Source organism: Pelagibacterium sp. (assembly GCF_035555455.1).
GTDB lineage: Bacteria > Pseudomonadota > Alphaproteobacteria > Rhizobiales > Devosiaceae > Pelagibacterium.
Window position 1 is genome coordinate 1 of the sequence record NZ_DATMGM010000061.1, and the last position, 20,194, is coordinate 20,194.

At 62.6% G+C, this 20,194-nt stretch carries 19 protein-coding genes; 15 read left to right on the top strand and 4 right to left on the bottom strand.

The annotated features are described in order from the left end of the window. Together VNS12_RS11340 and purH are read left to right on the top strand one after the other, a co-directional pair. The coding region (locus VNS12_RS11340) for a heparinase II/III family protein (protein WP_325487949.1) at window positions 1–1,492 on the top strand (1,492 nt) is incomplete at its 5' end. A gap of 101 nt (window positions 1,493–1,593) precedes the next feature. After that, on the top strand, window positions 1,594–3,186 hold the full coding sequence (gene purH / locus VNS12_RS11345; RefSeq protein WP_325487950.1) for a bifunctional phosphoribosylaminoimidazolecarboxamide formyltransferase/IMP cyclohydrolase: 1,593 nt from the start codon (window positions 1,594–1,596) through the stop codon (window positions 3,184–3,186). An 82-nt stretch (window positions 3,187–3,268) separates the two neighbouring features. On the opposite strand, the gene deoD is transcribed toward purH, so the two are convergent. Next, the gene (deoD, locus tag VNS12_RS11350) at window positions 3,269–3,979 is read right to left on the bottom strand and encodes a purine-nucleoside phosphorylase (RefSeq protein WP_325487951.1); all 711 of its coding nucleotides are present in this window, start codon (window positions 3,977–3,979) and stop codon (window positions 3,269–3,271) included. 203 nt (window positions 3,980–4,182) lie between these two features. Here deoD and leuD point away from each other — a divergent pair, with 203 nt between their 5' ends. Together leuD and leuB are read left to right on the top strand one after the other, a co-directional pair. Next, window positions 4,183–4,788, top strand: coding sequence for a 3-isopropylmalate dehydratase small subunit (gene leuD / locus VNS12_RS11355; protein WP_325487952.1), 606 nt, complete (start codon window positions 4,183–4,185; stop codon window positions 4,786–4,788). A gap of 51 nt (window positions 4,789–4,839) precedes the next feature. After that, the gene (gene leuB, locus VNS12_RS11360) at window positions 4,840–5,937 is read left to right on the top strand and encodes a 3-isopropylmalate dehydrogenase (RefSeq protein WP_325487953.1); all 1,098 of its coding nucleotides are present in this window, start codon (window positions 4,840–4,842) and stop codon (window positions 5,935–5,937) included. A 143-nt stretch (window positions 5,938–6,080) separates the two neighbouring features. On the opposite strand, the gene VNS12_RS11365 is transcribed toward leuB, so the two are convergent. Continuing rightward, complete coding sequence (locus VNS12_RS11365; protein WP_325487954.1) at window positions 6,081–7,076, bottom strand: LLM class flavin-dependent oxidoreductase; 996 nt, start codon at window positions 7,074–7,076, stop codon at window positions 6,081–6,083. 206 nt (window positions 7,077–7,282) lie between these two features. Between VNS12_RS11365 and VNS12_RS11370 the strand changes: the two genes are divergently transcribed. The 9 genes from VNS12_RS11370 to VNS12_RS11410 all read left to right on the top strand — a co-directional run bounded on the left by VNS12_RS11370 (window position 7,283) and on the right by VNS12_RS11410 (window position 14,453). Further along, complete coding sequence (locus VNS12_RS11370; protein ID WP_325487955.1) at window positions 7,283–7,828, top strand: acyloxyacyl hydrolase; 546 nt, start codon at window positions 7,283–7,285, stop codon at window positions 7,826–7,828. Window positions 7,829–8,123: 295 nt separating this feature from the next. Next, a complete protein-coding gene (locus VNS12_RS11375) occupies window positions 8,124–9,161 on the top strand; it encodes an aspartate-semialdehyde dehydrogenase (protein WP_325487956.1) in 1,038 nt (345 codons plus the stop codon). Continuing rightward, window positions 9,158–9,466, top strand: coding sequence for a YciI family protein (locus VNS12_RS11380; RefSeq protein WP_325487957.1), 309 nt, complete (start codon window positions 9,158–9,160; stop codon window positions 9,464–9,466). Before VNS12_RS11375 ends, VNS12_RS11380 begins: the two co-directional genes overlap by 4 nt. A 146-nt stretch (window positions 9,467–9,612) precedes the next feature. Next, complete coding sequence (locus VNS12_RS11385; RefSeq protein ID WP_325487958.1) at window positions 9,613–10,497, top strand: EamA family transporter; 885 nt, start codon at window positions 9,613–9,615, stop codon at window positions 10,495–10,497. 279 nt (window positions 10,498–10,776) lie between these two features. Beyond that, window positions 10,777–11,160 (top strand): succinate dehydrogenase, cytochrome b556 subunit, encoded by a 384-nt coding sequence (gene sdhC, locus VNS12_RS11390; protein WP_325487959.1) that lies wholly within the window; start codon window positions 10,777–10,779, stop codon window positions 11,158–11,160. Window positions 11,161–11,174: 14 nt separating this feature from the next. Continuing rightward, window positions 11,175–11,525 (top strand): succinate dehydrogenase, hydrophobic membrane anchor protein, encoded by a 351-nt coding sequence (gene sdhD, locus VNS12_RS11395; protein WP_325487960.1) that lies wholly within the window; start codon window positions 11,175–11,177, stop codon window positions 11,523–11,525. A gap of 7 nt (window positions 11,526–11,532) precedes the next feature. Continuing rightward, on the top strand, window positions 11,533–13,332 hold the full coding sequence (gene sdhA / locus VNS12_RS11400; RefSeq protein WP_325487961.1) for a succinate dehydrogenase flavoprotein subunit: 1,800 nt from the start codon (window positions 11,533–11,535) through the stop codon (window positions 13,330–13,332). 14 nt (window positions 13,333–13,346) lie between these two features. After that, entirely contained in the window at window positions 13,347–14,132 is a 786-nt protein-coding gene (locus tag VNS12_RS11405) for a succinate dehydrogenase iron-sulfur subunit (protein WP_325487962.1), read from the top strand. 90 nt (window positions 14,133–14,222) lie between these two features. Beyond that, complete coding sequence (locus VNS12_RS11410; RefSeq protein WP_325487963.1) at window positions 14,223–14,453, top strand: hypothetical protein; 231 nt, start codon at window positions 14,223–14,225, stop codon at window positions 14,451–14,453. Between the two features lie 16 nt (window positions 14,454–14,469). On the opposite strand, the gene ispG is transcribed toward VNS12_RS11410, so the two are convergent. Continuing rightward, window positions 14,470–15,714 carry a flavodoxin-dependent (E)-4-hydroxy-3-methylbut-2-enyl-diphosphate synthase gene (gene ispG, locus VNS12_RS11415; protein ID WP_325487964.1) on the bottom strand — a complete coding sequence of 415 codons (1,245 nt, stop codon included), beginning with the start codon at window positions 15,712–15,714 and terminating at the stop codon, window positions 14,470–14,472. 160 nt (window positions 15,715–15,874) lie between these two features. Between ispG and VNS12_RS11420 the strand changes: the two genes are divergently transcribed. Both VNS12_RS11420 and VNS12_RS11425 read left to right on the top strand, forming a co-directional pair. Continuing rightward, window positions 15,875–16,186, top strand: a complete 312-nt coding sequence (locus tag VNS12_RS11420) for a YkvA family protein (protein ID WP_325487965.1) — start codon at window positions 15,875–15,877, stop codon at window positions 16,184–16,186. Window positions 16,187–16,280: 94 nt separating this feature from the next. Beyond that, the gene (locus VNS12_RS11425) at window positions 16,281–16,439 is read left to right on the top strand and encodes a DUF3309 family protein (protein ID WP_325487966.1); all 159 of its coding nucleotides are present in this window, start codon (window positions 16,281–16,283) and stop codon (window positions 16,437–16,439) included. Between the two features lie 79 nt (window positions 16,440–16,518). Here VNS12_RS11425 and pyc read toward each other — a convergent pair whose 3' ends face one another. Continuing rightward, window positions 16,519–19,959, bottom strand: coding sequence for a pyruvate carboxylase (gene pyc, locus VNS12_RS11430; protein WP_325487967.1), 3,441 nt, complete (start codon window positions 19,957–19,959; stop codon window positions 16,519–16,521). Window positions 19,960–20,194 lie beyond the last annotated feature (235 nt).

The window sequence follows — 20,194 nt, forward strand, 5'->3', positions numbered from 1 at the left end:
TCTCGAAATGATGGACGGCCAGTATCTGCTGGCCTCGCGCATGGTCGAAACCGGCGGTGCCTCCCCCTTCGGCGTGGATACCGACGCCGATGCGTGGTTTGCCGATCTGCACAGTTTCGGCTGGCTGCGGCATTTTTCCGCCCTGACCGATCCCGGCCAGCGCTCTTTTGCCCGCACCCTGGTGCTCGACTGGATCGGGCGCTATGGCCAGTTCGACCACGACGCCTGGGAACCCTTCATCACCGCACGCCGGGTGCTCAACTGGCTGAAATCGCTCGCCCTGCTCGAAGAGGGTGCGACGCCGGACCAGACCCGCGCCATCGCCCGCACCCTGTCGGTGCAAATCCAGTCGCTCAAGGTGCGCTCTCCCCTTGCCCACGATCCCATCGTGCGGCTGATGGTGGAGACGGCGCTCACCGGCGCGGCCCTCAGCGAGGCTGAAGACAGCCGTGACTTGGCCAGCCATGTGCGCAAGCTCGAAGCCCTGCTCGGGGCAGCGCTCGATGCCGACGGGCTGGTGCGCAATCGCAATCCCTTCTCCCAGATCCAGCTGCTGACCGAACTCATTCCGGTCAATCACGCCCTTGGCCAGCGTCACGGTTCCCTTTCGGCGGGCTTGGGTCGGCGCATCGAAACCATGCACCGGGCGCTGGAGAAATTGGTGCTGGGCACCCGCGAACCGGTGTTTGCCAACGGCAGCGGCCAGCTACCGGTCGAAATCGTTCTCGCGGTCGCGGCCCAATCGGGCGTCCGGGCCAGTGGGTCGGGCCTCTGCGGGGGCTATGGCATCCTGGTCGATGGTCCCGGCAAGCTGGTTGCCGATTCAGGGCTTGTGCCGCCCCTCGCCTTTGCCCGCGACGCCCATGCCGGGGCGCTCAGCTTCGAATATGCCTGTGGCTCGACCCTTGTGGTGGGCAATTGCGGTCCGGCTCCCGGCGCCTTGGCGGAGAGCCGCGCGCTGTTCCGCCATAGCTCCGCCCATAGCGCGCCCACGATCGAGGATCATTCCAGCGCCCGCATCGGCACAGGCGGACTGGCAGGGGAAGCCTTGCGTCCCTTTAGCGGCCCGCCCCCCCGCCTTGCGCTGCACGAAGCGGAAAACTCCCTCGAACTTGCCACCAGCGCTTACCGCAAGCGCTATGGGCTCGATATCGAGCGCCGGCTGACCCTCATGGGCGATGGACGCACCCTTGTGGGGCAGGACCGGTTCGTTGCCACCGACGCTGCCGCCAGAGAGCAGGGACGATTTTCGATCCGCTTCCATCTCGCCCCCGGCTGCGAGGTCGAGCGCACCGATGACGGCGACATGATTCGGCTGCTGCACCGCAATGGCGAGGTCTGGGCCTTTCTATGGGAAGGAGCCGAGGCCGATATTGACGACAGCGTGCGCCATTCCGCCCATTTCGGGCTGCACCGTACGCGTCAGATCGTGCTCTCGGGTCCCGCCCGGCCCAATGCCGAAATCGCCTGGGTCTTCACGCAACAATCGTGATCTGCCCCGCCGCGGCGCTTGGCCGGGTTTGCACGACGCCCAAACCATGTTAGGGCGGCGCGCATCGCTCCCCCTCGATAGATACGGCAAGGAACAATCCCATGGTGCAATCGGGCGCAACAAAGATCAAACGGGCTCTGCTTTCGGTATCCGACAAGACAGGCATCGTTGATCTGGCCACGGCGCTGGTCGCGCTGGGCGTGGAGATCATCTCGACCGGGGGCACACGCAAGGCGCTGGCCGATGCGGGCCTGCCGGTCATCGATATTTCCGAAGTTACCGGCTTTCCCGAAATCATGGATGGGCGGGTCAAGACCCTTCACCCCAAGGTCCATGGCGCGCTGCTGGGTATCCGCTCCAACGAGACGCATCGCAGCGCCATGCGCATCCACGACATTACTGCCATCGATCTCGTGGTCGTCAACCTCTACCCCTTCGCCGAGACCGTCGCCAAGGGCGCCGATTATGACGAAGTGATCCAGAACATCGACATTGGCGGCCCTGCCATGATCCGCGCGGCGGCCAAGAACCACAAGGACGTGACGATCATCGTCGATCCGTCCGACTATGCCGACGTGCTTGCCGCCCTCAAGGAGCACGGCGAGGTGCCGCTGCCTGCGCGCCAGCTCTACGCCGCCAAGGCCTTCTCGCGCACCGCCGCCTATGATGCCGGGGTCTCCAACTGGTTCGCCAAAACCCTCGATAAGCCGGATCTCGCCTGGCGCTCGTTTGCCGGCGGTCTGCGCGAGACCATGCGCTATGGCGAAAACCCGCACCAATGGGCGGCGTTCTATACCGATGGCTCCAACCGCCCCGGCGTCGCCACCGCCACCCAGGTGCAGGGCAAGCAATTGTCGTTCAACAACATCAACGACACCGACGCTGCCTTCGAGCTTGTTGCCGAATTCGATCCCGCTAAGACAGCCGCCGTCGCTATCATCAAGCACGCCAACCCCTGCGGCGTTGGGCAGGGCGCAACCCTGCTCGAAGCCTATGAGGCGGCCCGGCGCTGCGATCCGGTTTCCGCTTTTGGCGGCATCGTCGCCCTCAACCGTCCGCTCGACGCGACGGCGGCAACCGAAATCGTCAAGCTCTTCACCGAGGTGATCATCGCCCCAGGCGCCAGCGACGAGGCCATCGACATCATTGCGGCGAAAAAGAACCTGCGCCTGTTGCTGACCGACACCCTGCCCGATGCAAAGTCCGAGGGGCTCACCGTGCGCTCGGTGGCGGGAGGCCTTTTGGTGCAGACCCGCGACAACGCCAATGCCGAAGATTGCGACCTCAAGGTCGTGACCAAACGCGCGCCGACCGAAGGGGAGATGGCCGACCTGCTGATCGCCGCCAAGGTCGCCAAGCACGTGAAATCCAACGCCATTGTCTATGTGAAGGACGGCGCGACCGTCGGGATCGGCGCGGGCCAGATGAGCCGGGTCGATTCCGCCCGCACCGCCCACCGCAAGTCCCAGGATGCTGCCATCGCAGCCGGGCAGACCGGCGCGCTGACCCAAGGGTCCGTCGTCGCCTCAGACGCCTTCTTTCCCTTCGCGGACGGCCTCGAAGCGCTGGTCGAAGCCGGTGCCACGGCAGTGATCCAGCCGGGCGGTTCGGTGCGCGACGAGGAAGTGATCGCCGCCGCCGACGCAGCCGGCCTCGCCATGGTGTTCACCGGCATGCGGCACTTCCGGCACTGAACGATCCATGGGCCTTCTCTTCCAGGGAAGGCCCGCCAGTGACCAGTGACTAGGATGATGAGGGAATCCTCCCTCATCGTCCCTACCCGCCCGTCGCCACCTCCAGCGCGATTTCCACCATGTCTTCGAGTGAGTTCTGCCGGGCGTCCGCGTCGATCTCTTCGCCGGTGATCAGGCAATCGGTCATGGTGCAGATGGCCAGCGCCTGCGCCTTGAAGCGCGCCGCAAGCATATAGATGGTCGCCGCTTCCATCTCGACACCCAGCACCCCGTGATCGATCAGCCTGCCATAGGCTTCGAGCCCGTTGGGATGATAAAAGATATCCGACGAGACGATCCCGCCCACATGCACCCGCTTGCCCCGCGACCGCGCGGCATCATCGGCGGCGCGCAGCAGCGCGAAATCGGCGGCGGGCGCGAAGTTATAGTTGCCGAAGGCCGATTTCACGATGGTCGAATCGGTCGAGGCCGCCGCCCCGATCACCACGTCGCGGACCTTCACTGCGGTGTTGAGCCCGCCACAGGTGCCCACGCGCACCAGCTTGCGCACCCCATAGGTCTCCAGCAACTCATGGACATAAATCGCCGTCGATGGCTGCCCCATGCCGGTCGCCTGCACCGAAACGGGCTTGCCGTTCCACATACCCGTATAGCCAAGACAATTGCGGACGGAATTGACCTGGCGTGCATTGGACAGAAACGTCTCGGCGATCCATTTGGCGCGCAGCGGATCACCCGGAAGCAGCACCGCCTGAGCGTAATCTCCGGCCTTCGCGTTATTATGCGGCGTCATTTTTTATCCTTTGGTCAAAAGATGCGTGCAGCTTACGTCGTCCGCATCGCCCAAGGCAATGCACCGCGCGGCGCAGTTGTCGCGCCGCACATGCTTGGCAAGGCCCGGCGATTGCATTAGATACAAGCGACAGAAAACGTACCGCCGGGTACGGCGAGCACTCACGCGCCGCTGCCGGCCGCTATCGGGGATATTTTGCCAGGATGGATAAGTTCACGACACTGACGGGCGTTGCCGCCCCCATGCCGATCATCAACATCGATACCGACATGATCATCCCCAAGCAGTATCTCAAGACTATCAAGCGCACCGGGCTCGGCTCCGCGCTGTTTTCCGAGATGCGCTATAATGAAGACGGCACCGAAAAGCCCGACTTCGTCCTCAACAAGCCGGGCTATCGCGACGCAAGAATCATCATCGCCGGTGACAATTTCGGCTGTGGTTCCTCGCGCGAACACGCGCCGTGGGCACTGCTCGATTTTGGCGTGCGCTGCGTGATCTCCACCAGCTTCGCCGACATCTTCTACAACAACTGCTTCAAGAACGGCATCCTGCCCATCGTCGTCACGCCTGAACAGCTCGAATTGCTGCTCGATGACGCCAATCGCGGCTCCAACGCCACCCTCACCGTCGATCTCGAAGCCCAGACCATTTCCGGCCCGGATGGTGGCACCATCCATTTCGATATCGATCCGGGCCGCAAGCAGGTCCTGCTCGAAGGTCTCGACGACATCGCCATGACCCTCAAGAAAGATGCGACCATCTCGGGGTTCGAAGGCCAGATGGCCGACAACCGCCCCTGGGTCTGACCCCGACTTCCTCCGCGCGATCGCAAAACCCAGTTTCGAGAACGAACACTCATGGCTTCCAGCACCCTTTTCCTTCTGCCCGGCGACGGCATCGGCACCGAAATCATGGCCGAGGTCGAAAAGCTCATTGCCCATCTCAACGCCAAGGGCCTCACGGATTTCACCTACGACAAGGGCCTTGTTGGCGGCTGCGCCTATGATGCGCATGGCGTGGCGATTTCCGAAGGCGACATGGAAAAGGCACTGGCTACCGATGCGGTGATTTTCGGCGCGGTCGGCGGCCCGAAATGGGACGATGTCCCCTATGAAGTCCGCCCCGAAGCCGGATTGCTGCGTCTGCGCAAGGATCTGGGCCTGTTTGCCAATTTGCGCCCGGCCATCTGCTATTCGGCGCTGGCTGATGCGTCATCCCTGAAAAAGGAACTGGTCGAAGGCCTCGATATCCTGATCGTGCGCGAGTTGACCGGCGGCGTCTATTTTGGCGAGCCCAAGGAAATCACCGATCTGGGCAATGGCCAGAAGCGCGCCGTTGATACCCAGGTCTATGAGAGCTACGAGATCGACCGCATCGCCCGGGTCGCCTTCGACCTCGCCATGACGCGCGGCAAGAAGGTGCATTCTGCCGACAAGAAGAATGTCATGAAGTCCGGTGTGCTCTGGGACGAAGTGGTCAAGCAGGCCGCAGCCGATTACCCTGAGATCGAATTGCAGCACATCCTCGCCGATAACGCGGCGATGCAACTGGTGCGCAATCCCAAGCAATTCGACGTGATGGTCACCGACAATTTGTTCGGCGATATCCTTTCCGACGCCGCCGCCATGCTCACCGGATCGCTGGGCATGCTGCCGTCGGCTTCGCTGGGCGCGCCCGACCCGCAGACCGGCAAGCGCAAGGCGCTCTATGAGCCAGTGCACGGTTCCGCGCCCGACATTGCCGGCCAGAGCCTGGCCAACCCCATCGCCATGATCGCCAGCTTCGCCATGGCGCTGCGTTATTCCTTCGGCATGGTCGATCTGGCCACGCAGCTCGAAACGGCGATTTCCGATGTGCTCGAAGATGGTCTGCGCACCGGCGACATCATGCAGACCGGTTGCCGCAAGGTAACGACCTCCGAAATGGGCGACGCCATCATCGCCAAACTGGGCTGATCCGGCCAACTCAGCACGCCCCTCTCCCTCAAGGGGAGAGGGGGCTCTTGACGCACGTTTGTGTTCTACTTCCCCTCTCCCCTTGAGGGAGAAGGTGGGCCGGCGAAGCCGGGTCGGATGAGGGGCGACCTGCCCCTCCCCCCTCAGGCATCCCAAATCTCCTTGAGCAGCCGATAGCTCTCCAGCCGTTTATCGTAATCAAAGATGGTGGTTGAAACCATCACCTCGTCGGCGACGGTCTCGTTCACCTTTTCCACGATTTTTGCCTTCACCGTCTCCGGACTGCCCACGATCCACAGATTGGATTGGCTCTCGACAAAGGCGCGCTCGCCTTCGGTCCAGGGATGAGCGTCAGCCGCTTCGGGCGACGCGATTTTTTGCGGGTCGCCCGACCGCAGCCGCAGCCACATCAGCTCCATTGATTTCGACAGATAGTGCGCTTCCTCGTCTGTCGGCGCGCAGATCACCGCCACGCACAGGATAGCATGGGGCTTTTCGAACCGTGCGGACGGCCGGAAGGCAGTGCGATACGCCCGGAAAGCCGGACCCGCCGGGGTTGGCGAGAAATGGGAGGCGAACGCATAGCCAATGCCATACTGCCCGGCCATCTGCGCCGATGCGCCCGACGAACCCAGCATCCAGATCGGCGGCAACGCGATATCAGCAGGAGCGACCTTGACCTTGCGGAACGGGTGGTCATCAGGAAACCCATTCTGCTCGAAGGCGAGCATCTCGGCGAACTCATGGGGGAAATCCTCGCCGCCCGTCGACCGCAGCGCGCGTAAGGTCAGCCCGTCCGAGCCCCCGGCCCGCCCGATGCCCAGATCGATACGATCGGGATACAGCCCGTTCAGGGTCCTGTAGGTTTCGACAACCCGCAGCGGCACGTGGTTGGGCAGCATCACCCCGCCCGCGCCGACACGGATGCGGGAAGTGTGAGCCGCCGCGTTGGCGATGAGAACTTCCGGGGAAGACGACGCGATCGACGCCATCCCGTGGTGTTCGGCATACCAGAGACGGGCAAAGCCCAACTCTTCGGCAAGCCGGGCAAGGTCGAGGGTGCGGGCTAGCGCCTGGGTGCTTGAATGGCCCTCGGAGATGGACGCAAGGTCCTGAACGGAAAGCGGGGGTAAAGTCATCCGGCCAACATGGGAGAAGCCGCCGACCGGTTCAAGACAGCTTCCATCGTTAACTTACGATTTATTTGCAGCCACGCCAAATGCACATCCCCGGTGGCGAAAGCGCCATCATGATGCTAAGGGTTTTGCGGTTCGGTCCGATCGCAGTTGCGGGCCTCAAGGGGTAGCGGAATATCATGGCGTACGCGGTGTTGAGTAAACCTTTGATGGCTGCGGCCCTCTTCGCAGGAGCGCTGACCGCACCGGCGCAGGCGCAGGATTTCGGACTGGAAGAACTGCGGGCCGGCGTTTTCTACCATTCGGCCTATGGCGGCTTTCTGCCCACCGGACCCAATTGGGATCTGACCCGTCTGGAGGACGTCAAATTCGCCGCGCTGTTTGCCTCGCCCGATATCGCGGCGTTTGAATGGATCGGCTCGCCGCGCGCGGAAATCGGTGCGACGCTGTCGCTGGCAGGCCGCGAAAATCTCGTCCACGCCAATCTCAACTGGCAAATTCCGGTGTTCGACACCCCGCTTTATCTCGAACTCGGCTTTGGCGCCGCCGTGACCGATGGCGCGCTGACCGGCGCAACCCGTCCGGCCCGCAATTTCGGCTGTTCCTTCAATTTCTACGAAGCCGCTGGCATTGGGGCGCATGTGAGCGACAACGTCACCCTGACCTTGCGCTATGAGCACATGTCCAATCTGGAAATCTGCCAGCCCAATGACGGGCTTTCCAATCTGGGTCTGATGATCGGCTTCAAATTCTGATCGGAGCGCCCGCCGCTGCCCCTGTCGGCGACCACTTGGCAAAAGCCCGTTAACGGCGTATGAGACGGAACCCCAACGGCAGGAACCGCAACCATGGCCGCAACGACCATGACAATGCTGCTCTTTGCGCCCGGCGTTTCCGCCGGGGCTATGCCGTTCACAGTCAAAACCACCACCAAAACCGCTTGACGCACTCCCCGGGCCGAACCTCCCCGCGGGGAGGGCGACAAAGCCCTTGACGGCCGAGCGGGCAATCCCGCGATGCGGGGAGGTGGGTGAAAGGACAAAAACCAAGATGGGTTACAAGGTCGCTATCGTCGGCGCCACAGGCAATGTGGGCCGCGAAATCCTCGACATCATGGCCGAGCGCAATTTCCCGGTTTCCGAGATCGTGCCGCTGGCCTCCTCGCGCTCGGTCGGACGCGAAGTCAGCTTCGGCGACAAGACCGTCAAGTGCCGCAATCTCGACGACTATGATTTCGCGGGCACCGATTTCGTGATGATGAGCGCCGGTGGCGACATTTCGCGCCAATGGGCCCCCAAGATCGGCGCAACCGGCGCGATCGTCATCGATAACTCGTCGGCCTGGCGCTACCATGAGGACGTGCCGCTGGTCGTCCCCGAGGTCAACGGCGATGTGCTCGACGCCTATATGGCGCGCTCCAATCGCAAGAACATCATTGCCAATCCCAATTGCTCGACCGCCCAGTTGGTGGTGGCACTCAAGCCGCTGCACGATCTGGCGACCCTGACCCGCGTGGTGGTCTCCACCTACCAGTCGGTGTCCGGTGCCGGTAAGGAAGGCATGGACGAGCTGTGGACCCAGACCAAGGGCATCTTCGTCAACGACCAACCAACCGCTGCCAAGTTCTCTAAGCAGATCGCCTTCAACGTCATCCCCCATATCGATGACTTCATGGAGGACGGCTACACCAAGGAAGAGTGGAAGGTTCTGGCCGAAACCAAAAAGATACTCGATTCGCGGATCAAGGTGACCTGCACCGCTGTGCGCGTCCCGGTCTTTGTGGGTCACTCCGAAGCGGTCAATATGGAATTTGCCAATCCCATCACGCCCGACCAGGCCCGCGAGGCCCTGCGCGAAGCGCCGGGGATCGTTGTTGTCGACAAGCGCGAAGCCGGTGGCTACATCACCCCCGTCGATGCCAAGGGCGAAGACGCCACCTATGTCAGCCGTATCCGTGAAGACGTCACGGTGGAAAACGGACTGGCCATGTGGGTGGTCTCGGACAATCTGCGCAAGGGCGCTGCCCTCAACACCATCCAGATCGCCGAAACGCTGATTGAACGCGGCCTGATGAAAAAGGCAGCATGATGCGCTGGGCGGCCTTTTTCACCGACCGGAGCGACGGAGCCGAGATCCGCGCCGCCCATACAGCGGCGCATCAGGCCTATTTGCGCAAGTACAAGGGACAGATCGTGCTCGCGGGCGCGGTCCGTCCCGATGCCGAGGCAAATCCGGTCGGCGGGCTGTGGATCTTTGAGGCCGACAGCCGCGCCGAGGTCGAAAAGATCATCGCCGAGGACCCGTTCCAGATCCACGGCTTGCGGGCCACCACTCAGCTTTATGCCTGGGGCACCGCGCCGGGGTTCGAAGACATGGCAATCGGCACGCGCTAGCGCCGGTTCGCCGACCTGGCATCCCCGATGCCACCAATTGTGGAGCATTCCATCGTCGTTCTGATCGATGGAATGCTCCGGCACCCTCCGGCCTGACCCGCCCATAGATATGGATCAGGCTTAGCGGCCATTGAAAGTCCATTGCCATGCCCTTGCGCGACGTGCTCATCGCCCTTGTCGTCGTCACCATCTGGGGCGTCAATTTCACCGTCATCAAGCTCAGCCTGGTCGCTTTGCCGCCCCTGCTGGTCGCCGCGTTGCGCTTCTTTTTCGCGGCGGTTCCGGTGATCTTGTTCATCCCCAGACCCGCAGCGCCCTGGCGGCTGGTCATTGCCTATGGGCTGTTCATGGGCTGCGCGCTCTATGCGCTCCTCAATCTCACCCTTGCGATGGGACTGTCGGCCTCCCTTGCCTCGCTGGCCTTGCAGGTGCAGGCGATGTTCACCATCGGGCTGGCATTTTTCGTATTTCGCGAGGTGCCGCGCCGCCTGCAGATTCTGGGCGCTGTCGTCGCGTTTTCCGGCATCGGCGTCATTGCGCTGGGCCATGGCGTGGACGGGCAAGGCCTCTCGCTCGCCATCCTGATGCTTGGGGCATTGAGCTGGGGCATCGCCAATATTGTATCGAAGCTGGCTGGCCCGATCCCCATGCTGCCCTTCACCGTGTGGGGCAATCTGTGTGCCGCAATCGCGTTGTTTGCCCTCTCTTTCGCGTTCGAGGGCGGACCAGGCATGCTGATGCTGCTCGCGCCGCCCAGCTGGAACGTTGTCGGGCTGATCTTTTTTCTTGCCTACCCGGCAACCCTGTTCGGGTTTGCCGCCTGGAGCTGGCTGCTGTCTCGCCATTCGGCGGCGACCGTCGCCCCGTTCACCCTTTTGGTGCCGGTCGCCGGAATTTCCTCTGGTGTGCTGATCCTTGGCGAGCCCATTTTCCTTGTCGATGTGATCGGCGGGGCGCTGGTGTTTCTGGGACTGGTGCTGACCGTCATCAAGCTGCGGCCAAAACAGATCGCCCTCAATCCCGGCGCTTGAATATCACGCGCAGCCACTCTGGTCCTTCCCATTAGGTCAAGTAGAGGGATTTTCCGAGCAATTTTCGCAAGTTAGCAATGAACATTGTGCAATTTTAATGGAGAAATCAGCCGTTTCCGCCCGTACAGGACCCGTTTTTGACGGCTTTCAGACCAAAGATGTAACCGCTGCCCTTTGACGAATGGGGAAAGCACGATTAGAAGTTTGGCGAGTTCTATGGCCGGAGCAACCGGCCCCGTCGCGCCCGACGTCCTCACGCGGGCCATATCGAGGCAATTCATGGCGCAACAGTTTCGACCGACCTCTCCGCATCTTTCCATCTGGCGCTTCACCCTCACCATGTCCCTGTCGATCCTGCACCGCATTCTCGGTGTCGGCCTCTATCTGGGCACGGTACTGTTCGTGCTCTGGCTGGGCGCGGCAGCTCTGGGACAGAGCCAGTTGGCCGCCGTACAGGGCTTTTTCGGCCACCCGATCATCCAGATCGGCCTGTTCCTTTATACATGGACGCTGTTCCACCACATGGCAGGCGGCATCAAGCACTTCATCTGGGATGTCGGAGCCGGGTTCGAGCGGACCGGCCGCGAAGCGATCACCTGGGCCACCCTTGTCTTTTCCGTCCTCGCCACGCTGCTGGTCTGGGCGCTGTTCGTTTGGTTCTGAGGGAGGCGGGCATCATGGCAACTCACACGGGTAACAAGGGTACGGGCACCTTCATCCGCCAGCGTGTCACCGGGGTCATCAATATCGTCCTCGTTGGTTTCCTGATCTGGCTGGTGGTCAGCCTTGCCGGTGCCGACCGGGCCCAGATGGTGGCGACCTTTTCCCATCCGCTGGTCTGGATTCCGGCGCTTGTGCTGATCGGCGCGGCCCTGGTGCATATGCGCATCGGCATGCACGAGATCATTCTCGACTATGTGCACGAGCCCCGGTTGCTCGCACTCTCGACCCTGCTCAATACGGTTTTCACCGTGGTGATCGGCATCATTGCCGCCATCTCGGTACTTGTCCTCGCCTTCGGAGGTTAGTTGGCTCATGGCTTCGGCTTACCAAATCATCGACCACGCCTATGATGTCGTGGTGGTCGGCGCCGGCGGCGCGGGGCTGCGCGCGGCGCTCGGCATGGCCGAGCAGGGGTTTTCCACCGCTTGCGTCACCAAGGTGTTCCCCACCCGCTCCCATACGGTCGCCGCACAGGGCGGAATTGCCGCTTCGCTGTCCAACATGGGCCCCGATAGCTGGCAGTGGCACATGTACGACACCGTCAAGGGGTCGGACTGGCTGGGCGATAACGACGCCATGGAATACCTGGCCCGCGAAGCGCCCCAGGCCGTCTATGAACTCGAACATTACGGCGTACCGTTCTCGCGCACCGAAGAGGGCAAGATTTATCAGCGCCCGTTTGGCGGGCACATGCAGAATTATGGCGATGGCCCCCCGGTGCAACGCACCTGCGCCGCCGCCGACCGCACCGGCCACGCCATCCTGCACACGCTCTATGGCCAGTCGCTGCGCCACAATGCTGAATTCTTCATCGAGTATTTCGCCCTCGATCTGCTGATGAGCGATGACGGCGTGTGCCAGGGCGTGATCGCCTGGAAGCTCGATGACGGCACCATCCACCGGTTCCGCGCCAAGATGGTGGTTCTGGCAACCGGCGGTTATGGCCGCACCTATTTCTCGGCCACCAGCGCCCACACCTGCACCGGCGACGGCAATGGCATGGCCGCCCGCGCCGGCCTGCCGCTCCAGGACATGGAATTCGTCCAGTTCCACCCCACCGGCATCTACGGCTCGGGCTGCCTGATCACCGAAGGCGCGCGCGGCGAAGGCGGCTATCTGGTCAACTCCGAGGGTGAGCGCTTCATGGAGCGTTACGCACCCAACGCCAAGGACCTTGCCAGTCGCGACGTGGTCAGCCGCTGCATGACCCTCGAAATCCGGGAAGGCCGCGGCGTGGGTCCCAAGAAGGACCACATCTTCCTCCATCTCGACCACCTCGATCCGGCGGTCCTGCATGAGCGTCTGCCGGGTATTTCGGAATCGGCCAAGATTTTCGCTGGTGTCGATCTCACCCGCGACCCGATTCCGGTGATCCCTACCGTCCACTACAATATGGGCGGCATCCCCACCAATTATCACGGCGAAGCCATCGACCCGCGCAATGGCGGACCGGACGCGACGATCCCCGGTCTGATGGCTGTGGGCGAAGCGGGCTGTGCGTCGGTCCACGGAGCCAACCGGCTCGGGTCCAACTCGCTGATCGACCTCGTGGTTTTTGGCCGCGCCGCAGCCATTCGGGCTGGCGAAGTCATCGACCGCAACGCCCCGATCCCGGAGGTCAACAAGGCCGCCGAAGACAAGATCATGGCCCGGTTCGACCGGCTGCGGAACGCCAATGGCGCTATCCCGACGGCGAAACTGCGGGACAAGATGCAACGCGCCATGCAGGAAGACGCCGCCGTGTTCCGCACCCAGGACACCCTTGAAGAAGGCTGTCGCCGGATCAGCGCCCTGTGGGGCGAGATGGCGGACCTCAAGGTCACCGACCGCTCGTTGATCTGGAATTCCGATCTGGTCGAGACGCTGGAATTGGAAAACCTGATGGTCAACGCCATCACCACGGTCTATTCGGCGGAAAACCGCAAGGAAAGCCGTGGCGCACACGCTCGCGAGGATTTCACCGAGCGCGACGACGTCAACTGGCGCAAACACACCCTGAGCCGGGTCGACGAGGCAGGCACTGTCACCCTCGACTATCGCCCCGTGCACACTGAACCGCTGACCGACGGCATCGATCTGGACAAGATCGCGCCCAAGGCGCGCGTTTACTAAGGAGAGGCGGGAACATGGCTGAACTGATCCTCGACAAGCGCTCCCGTCCCAAAAAGGGCAAGGTATGGCCGAAGCCCGAAGGGGCGACGCGCCTGCGCGAATACCACGTCTATCGCTACGATCCCGACACCCAAGAGAACCCGCGCATCGACACCTATTTCGTCGATCTCGACGATTGCGGCCCGATGGTGCTCGACGCCCTGTTGTGGATCAAGAACAACATCGACCCCACGCTGACCTTGCGCCGGTCGTGCCGCGAGGGCATTTGCGGCTCGTGCTCGATGAATATCGACGGCGCCAATACGCTCGCCTGTACGCGCGGCATGGACGAGGTGTCCTCAGGTCCGGTCAAGGTCTATCCCCTGCCGCACATGCCGGTGGTCAAGGACCTGGTCCCCGACCTCTCGACCTTTTACGAGCAGCACAAGTCGATCCAGCCCTGGTTGGAGACCAAGTCTCCGACCCCCGACACCGAATGGCTGCAAAGCCGCGAAGACCGCGCCAAGCTCGATGGCCTCTATGAGTGCATCCTGTGCGCCTGCTGCTCGACCTCGTGCCCATCCTATTGGTGGAACGGCGAAAAATATCTGGGTCCAGCGGTGCTGTTGCAGGCTTATCGCTGGCTGATCGACAGCCGCGATGAGGCCACCAGCGAACGTCTCGATAATCTCGAAGATCCGTTCAAGCTCTATCGCTGCCACACCATCATGAACTGCACCAAGGTGTGCCCCAAAGGTTTGAACCCGGCCAAGGCGATCGCCGAAATCAAGAAGATGATGGTGGAGCGCAAGGCGGCCTGACCCGCAAGCGCTCCTGCAACAAGGAAACGCTTCGGACGTTTAAGGGGTGCGTGCTATGATGCGCGCACCCCTTTTTGTCGGAGCAGCGCCATGAGCGATTATGAGCCCATCGTCTATGTGGAACGGGAATCGGTGGCGCGCCTGATGGTCGCCGCCTTGCGGGCCCATGGGTTTTCGCCGCGTGAAATCACCGATGGCGGCTTGCCGGGGATCAATTCCGGCCTCACCGGCAAGGGCCTTGCCATTTCGGTCCCGACCAGCGAGGCAAGCGATGCCCGCCCGCTGGCCGAGGCTCTGCTTGAGGACATGCGCAAGGCCTGAACACAAGCCGATGGTTTTATTCCGCGGCTGGCCGTGTCAGCCCGGCCCCGAACCGGCCTTCGATATAGTCCGCAACCATTTGCTTGAACTGGTCGGCAACGTCTTCGCCCCGCAGCGTCGTCACCTTCTTGCCCTCGATGAACACCGGCGCTGCCGGAGCCTCACCGGTGCCGGGCAGCGATATGCCGATATCGGCGTGCTTGGATTCGCCGGGTCCGTTGACGATGCACCCCATCACCGCCACCGACAGCCCCTCCACGCCGGGGTATTTCTCGCGCCACTCGGGCATCGAGGACGACAAATGGTCCTGAATGTCCTTGGCAAGGGTCTGGAACGTCGTCGATGTCGTGCGGCCGCATCCCGGACACGCGGCAACCACCGGCACGAATTGCCGGAACCCCATGGTCTGCAACAATTCCTGCGCGACCTTGACCTCCAGCGTCCGGTCTCCACCCGGTTCCGGGGTCAGGGAAATGCGGATCGTATCGCCGATGCCCTGCTGCAATAAAATGCCCATCGCCGCCGACGAGGCCACGATCCCCTTTGAGCCCATGCCCGCCTCGGTCAGGCCCAGGTGCAGGGCATAGTCGCACCGCGCCGCCAGGTCCTGATACACCGCAATCAACTGCTGCACGTCGGACACCTTGGTGGAGAGGATGATCCGATCGCGCCCCATCCCCAATTCCTCGGCCCGCTCCGCCGAGAGCAGCGCGGAGCGGATGATCGCTTCGCGCTGGACATGCGCCGCGCTCCACGGTGCCTCGCGCGCCGCGTTCTCGTCCATGAGCGCCGTCAGCAACTCCTGGTCGAGCGACCCCCAGTTCACCCCGATCCTGACCGGCTTGCCATGCTGATTGGCGATGTCGATCATCTGGGAAAACTGCTTGTCGCGCTTGTCCTTGAACCCGACATTGCCCGGATTGATCCGGTATTTGGCCAGCGCCTCGGCACAGGCCGGATGGTCCGACAGCAGCTTGTGGCCGATATAGTGGAAATCGCCCACCAGCGGCACATCGACCCCCAGAACCGCCAGCCGGTCACGAATGATGGGCACCGCTGCGGCGGCCTCATCGCGATCGACGGTGATGCGCACGATCTCCGATCCGGCCCGGGCCAGCGCCATCACCTGCCGCACCGTCGCATTGATATCGGCGGTATCGGTATTGGTCATGGACTGGACAACGACCGGCGCGCCGCCGCCCACTATCACCCCGCCGACATCGACACCGACAGTTCTGTTGCGTTGCGCGGGACCTGCCATCACGGAACCTTTTTCAGCCTTGTTTGCGGATCGAGGGCGCGCTGTGGCGCATCTGGCCGCTTCTGCCCCCACACATAAGCCCAGCACCTGATCAGCGCAATGTTGCACCGGTGTGACCTTGTGGCCTTGAACCGCGCCCGCGCCTTCCTATTTATCTGCCATGATGAAAAGCTTCGCTTCCCTCCTGCTGCCTCGCTTCCTGCGGTTTCGCAAGGAGGCGCTCCTGCTTTGGAAAGCCTTCTGGGCGCCGAGCACCCCGCTCTATCTCAAGGCCGCGACCCTTCTGGCCGCGTTCTATCTCATCTGGCCGATGGATCTTCTGCCCGACATCATCCCGTTTCTGGGGCTGGTGGACGATATCATCCTCATCCCCCTCATCGTGAGCTGGATTGTCTCGCGGCTGCCGGTGCCTGCGCCAGCGGCCGCCCCCAAGGATGGCCCCATTATCGATGGCACCGCCCGCCGCCGGTAGAAACCTGATCTGATACAATCAGATCAGGAGCTCCAGCCGGAACCTTTTCAGCCCAAAATCCTTTACGGCCATAGCAGCATAAAGGATTTCTGAAATGGGCCTTTCGACGATTCTGATTATTATCCTGATCCTGCTCCTCATCGGGGCGCTGCCCACATGGGGCTATTCGCGAGCCTGGGGCTATGGTCCGACCGGGATTCTGGGCGTCATTCTGGTGATCATCATCATCCTGATGCTGATGCGGGTCATCTGAACGCCGAACCGGTCCGCAATACACTCGCGAACCGGCATAATTACATCCGTATTTGCGGGCGGCCTTGCCGCCCGCTGGCTTATTCGAGCCGGACCAGCAGGTCCTTGGCGTCGATCTGGTCGCCTGGGCGCACCAGCACTTCGGCCACGACGCCCGCCGCCTCCGCATGCAGCGCGGTCTCCATCTTCATCGCCTCGATGGTCAGCAACACATCGCCCGCCGCCACCATCTGGCCGGTCTGCACCGCCAGCGATGAGATCACCCCCGGCATCGGCGCCCCGACCTGCCTCGCATCGTCAATGGCCGCCTTGGGCCGCACGACGATATCCCCGGCCCGCAGGCGATCGGGCACCGAGATGGTGCGCGGCTGGCCGTTGAGATCGAAGAATACCTTGACCCGGCCTTTTTCGTCGGTCTCCGAACGGCCCAGATACTGCACAACCAGCGTCTTGCCCTTTTCGAGCTCAACCATGATCTCGTCGGACGGAGCCAGGCCGTAGAAATACACCGGCGTCGGCAGCACCTCGGTCGGCCCGTAAAGATCCTGCGCCTTGCAGAACTCCGCAAACACCTTGGGATACATCAGGTACGACGCGAGACGATAATCGTCGATCCCGGCCCCGCATACCTCTTCGGCCTTCTTGCGCTCGGCTTCGAGATCAGCCGGTGCCAGGGAGGCGCCCGGACGCTCGGTCATCGCCTTGCGCCCCTTGAGCACCTTATGCTGCAACGCCTGCGGGAAGCCTCCATATGGCTGGCCCAGATCGCCGGCAAAGAACCCGACCACGGAATCGGGGAAGGCGATTTCCTTTTCGGGATTTTCCACATCGGCACGGGTTAGCCCCGAGGACACCATGGCCAGCGCCATATCGCCCACAACCTTGGAACTCGGCGTCACCTTGACGATATCGCCGAACATCTGGTTGACGTCCGCGTAGGTCTGGGCAACTTCGTGCCAGCGCGTTTCCAGCCCCATCGAGCGCGCCTGCTCCTTGAGGTTGGTGAACTGGCCGCCCGGCATTTCATGCAGATAGACTTCCGAAGCCCCGCCCTTAAGATCGCTCTCAAACGCCCGGTACTGGTTGCGCGCCGTCTCCCAGTAGAAGGAGATATCGCGGATTGCCCGCATATCGAGCCCCGAGGCCCGCTCGCCATCGGCCAGCGCCGCCACCAGCGATCCCAGCGTCGGCTGGCTGGTCGTGCCAGAAAGGGCATCCATCGCCGCATCCACCGCATCGACCCCGGCATCGCACGCCGCCAGCACCGTGGCCGCCGCCACTCCCGACGTATCGTGAGTGTGAAAATGAATCGGCAGGCCGACTTCTTCCTTAAGGGTTGAAATCAGCTTCCTGGCCGCAGCGGGCTTGAGCAGCCCGGCCATGTCCTTGAGCCCGAGCACATGCGCGCCTGCCGCTTCGAGCTCGCGGGCCAGCGCCACATAATATTTGAGGTCATACTTGGCCCGGTCCGGATCGAGAATATCGCCGGTATAACAGATCGCGCCTTCGCAGACCTTGCCTGCCTCGTTGACCGCATCCATGGCGACCCGCATGTTCTCGACCCAGTTGAGGCTGTCGAACACGCGGAAGATATCGATGCCGCCTTCGGCTGCCTTGGCCACGAAGAACTGCACCACATTGTCGGGATAGGACGTGTAGCCGACCCCGTTCGCACCGCGCAGCAGCATCTGGGTGAGGATATTGGGCGCGCCCTCGCGGATTTTCGCCAGCCGCTCCCACGGGTCCTCGTTGAGGAACCGCATCGCCACGTCGAACGTCGCCCCGCCCCAGCATTCGAGCGAGAACAGATTGGGCAGACCCCGGCTGTAGGCAGCCGCGATCTTGCCCATCTCGAATGTGCGCATCCGCGTTGCCAGCAGGCTCTGATGCCCGTCACGCATAGTGGTGTCGGTAAACAGCACCCGCGTCTGCGCCTTCATCCAGTTGGCCAGCCCCGCCGCGCCCTCACGGTCGAGCACCTGCCGGCTGCCGTCGATAGCCGCATCCTCGGGATAGTCCGGCACCTGTGGTGCCGCCGCATTGGCGGGCGGGCGCGGACGGTCGCGCACTTCGGGATGCCCGTTGACGGTCACATCGGCGATATAGGTCAAAAGCTTGGTCGCGCGGTCCTTGCGCTTGGGAATATCGAACAGCTCGGGCGTTTCGTCGATAAAGCGCGTCGTATAGGAGTTGTCGCGGAATTTGGGGTGGGTGATGACGTTCTCAAGGAACGCCAGATTGGTCGACACCCCGCGAATACGAAACTCGCGCAGCGCGCGATCCATCCGCGCAATCGCCTCGTCCGCCGTCGGCGCCCAGCACGTCACCTTTTCCAGCAACGGATCATAATAGCGGGTGATCACAGCGCCCGAATAGGCGGTGCCGCCATCGAGCCGCACCCCGAACCCGGTCGCGCCGCGATAGGCAGTGATCCGGCCATAGTCGGGGATGAAGTTTTCCTCCGGGTCCTCGGTGGTGACCCGGCATTGCAGCGCATGGCCATTGAGCCGGATGTCCTTTTGCGCCGGCACCCCCGATTCCGGGGTGCCGATCACCGCGCCGTCCATCACCCTGATCTGGGCCTTGACGATATCGATGCCCGTCACCTCTTCGGTGACCGTATGCTCGACCTGAATGCGCGGATTGACTTCGATGAAGTAGAATTCCCCGGTGGCGACATCGAGCAGGAATTCCACCGTCCCCGCGCAGCGGTAATTGGCGGCGCGGCCCAGCTTGAGCGCCGCCTGGGTCAGCCCCGCCCGTGTCTCTTCGCCCATATACGGAGCCGGGGCCCACTCGACCACCTTCTGATTGCGCCGCTGTACCGAGCAGTCGCGCTCGTAAAGATGCACAAGATTGCCGTGATCGTCACCAATCAGTTGCACTTCCACGTGCCGCGCCTTTTCGACCAGCTTTTCGAGATACATCTCGTCCTTGCCAAACGCCGCTTTGGCCTCGCGCCGGCCTTCTGACACCTCGGTCCGCAACTGCTTGGGGTCGGTGATGCGCCGCATGCCGCGCCCGCCGCCGCCCCAGCTTGCCTTGAGCATCAGCGGATAGCCGATCTCGGCGGCCATCTTTTCCACCTGGTCGAGGTCGTCGGGCAAAGGCTCCGTCGCTGGAACCACCGGCACCCCGGCCTCGATCGCCAGATTGCGGGCCGCGATCTTGTTGCCCAGATCGCGCATAGTCTCTGCTCTGGGGCCAATGAAGATGATCCCCGCTTCCGCGCAGGCTTCTGCAAATTCGGGACTTTCGGCCAGAAGGCCATAGCCGGGATGGATGGCATCCGCTCCCGAAATCCGCGCCACGCGGATGTATTCGTCGATCTGGAGATAGGCTTCCACCGGGCCCTTGCCCTGCCCGATCAGATACGCCTCGTCGGCCTTGAACCGGTGCAGCGCGAGCCTGTCTTCCTCGGCGAACACCGCGACCGTTTTCAGGCCCAGTTCGTTTGCTGCCCGGAACACGCGGATCGCGATTTCCGACCGGTTGGCGACGAGAATCTTCTTGATGGCCATGGACGTGGACGCTCCCTGGTCTTGCCTGCCGAAACGCGGATCTGGCAGCGGTGGAAGGTGTATCCGCCCGCCGCAAGCACCCTGCGCGAGAAATGTAGTGTGAGCGTAGCGACGCTCTTCAGATCAGATCATTTCGAGGTTTTCGAAAACCCCGGAAAGGATCGGAAAGTCCGCTGTGTCGCGCCGTTTGAATCATCGACGGCGAACAGCGCCCGACCTGCACGACCGCCGTGGC

What these genes read in the sequence shown, in the direction of transcription:
- VNS12_RS11385 (WP_325487958.1), top strand. Translation starts at nt 9,613, where the DNA reads ATGCCCTTGCGCGACGTGCTCATCGCCCTTGTCGTCGTCACCATCTGG.
- sdhC (WP_325487959.1), top strand. Translation starts at nt 10,777, where the DNA reads ATGGCGCAACAGTTTCGACCGACCTCTCCGCATCTTTCCATCTGGCGC.
- VNS12_RS11365 (WP_325487954.1), bottom strand. Translation starts at nt 7,076, where the DNA reads ATGACTTTACCCCCGCTTTCCGTTCAGGACCTTGCGTCCATCTCCGAG.
- ispG (WP_325487964.1), bottom strand. Translation starts at nt 15,714, where the DNA reads ATGGCAGGTCCCGCGCAACGCAACAGAACTGTCGGTGTCGATGTCGGC.
- VNS12_RS11375 (WP_325487956.1), top strand. Translation starts at nt 8,124, where the DNA reads ATGGGTTACAAGGTCGCTATCGTCGGCGCCACAGGCAATGTGGGCCGC.
- purH (WP_325487950.1), top strand. Translation starts at nt 1,594, where the DNA reads ATGGTGCAATCGGGCGCAACAAAGATCAAACGGGCTCTGCTTTCGGTA.
- sdhA (WP_325487961.1), top strand. Translation starts at nt 11,533, where the DNA reads ATGGCTTCGGCTTACCAAATCATCGACCACGCCTATGATGTCGTGGTG.
- VNS12_RS11420 (WP_325487965.1), top strand. Translation starts at nt 15,875, where the DNA reads ATGATGAAAAGCTTCGCTTCCCTCCTGCTGCCTCGCTTCCTGCGGTTT.
- pyc (WP_325487967.1), bottom strand. Translation starts at nt 19,959, where the DNA reads ATGGCCATCAAGAAGATTCTCGTCGCCAACCGGTCGGAAATCGCGATC.
- VNS12_RS11425 (WP_325487966.1), top strand. Translation starts at nt 16,281, where the DNA reads ATGGGCCTTTCGACGATTCTGATTATTATCCTGATCCTGCTCCTCATC.
- sdhD (WP_325487960.1), top strand. Translation starts at nt 11,175, where the DNA reads ATGGCAACTCACACGGGTAACAAGGGTACGGGCACCTTCATCCGCCAG.
- VNS12_RS11370 (WP_325487955.1), top strand. Translation starts at nt 7,283, where the DNA reads ATGGCTGCGGCCCTCTTCGCAGGAGCGCTGACCGCACCGGCGCAGGCG.
- VNS12_RS11405 (WP_325487962.1), top strand. Translation starts at nt 13,347, where the DNA reads ATGGCTGAACTGATCCTCGACAAGCGCTCCCGTCCCAAAAAGGGCAAG.
- VNS12_RS11380 (WP_325487957.1), top strand. Translation starts at nt 9,158, where the DNA reads ATGATGCGCTGGGCGGCCTTTTTCACCGACCGGAGCGACGGAGCCGAG.
- leuD (WP_325487952.1), top strand. Translation starts at nt 4,183, where the DNA reads ATGGATAAGTTCACGACACTGACGGGCGTTGCCGCCCCCATGCCGATC.
- leuB (WP_325487953.1), top strand. Translation starts at nt 4,840, where the DNA reads ATGGCTTCCAGCACCCTTTTCCTTCTGCCCGGCGACGGCATCGGCACC.
- deoD (WP_325487951.1), bottom strand. Translation starts at nt 3,979, where the DNA reads ATGACGCCGCATAATAACGCGAAGGCCGGAGATTACGCTCAGGCGGTG.
- VNS12_RS11410 (WP_325487963.1), top strand. Translation starts at nt 14,223, where the DNA reads ATGAGCGATTATGAGCCCATCGTCTATGTGGAACGGGAATCGGTGGCG.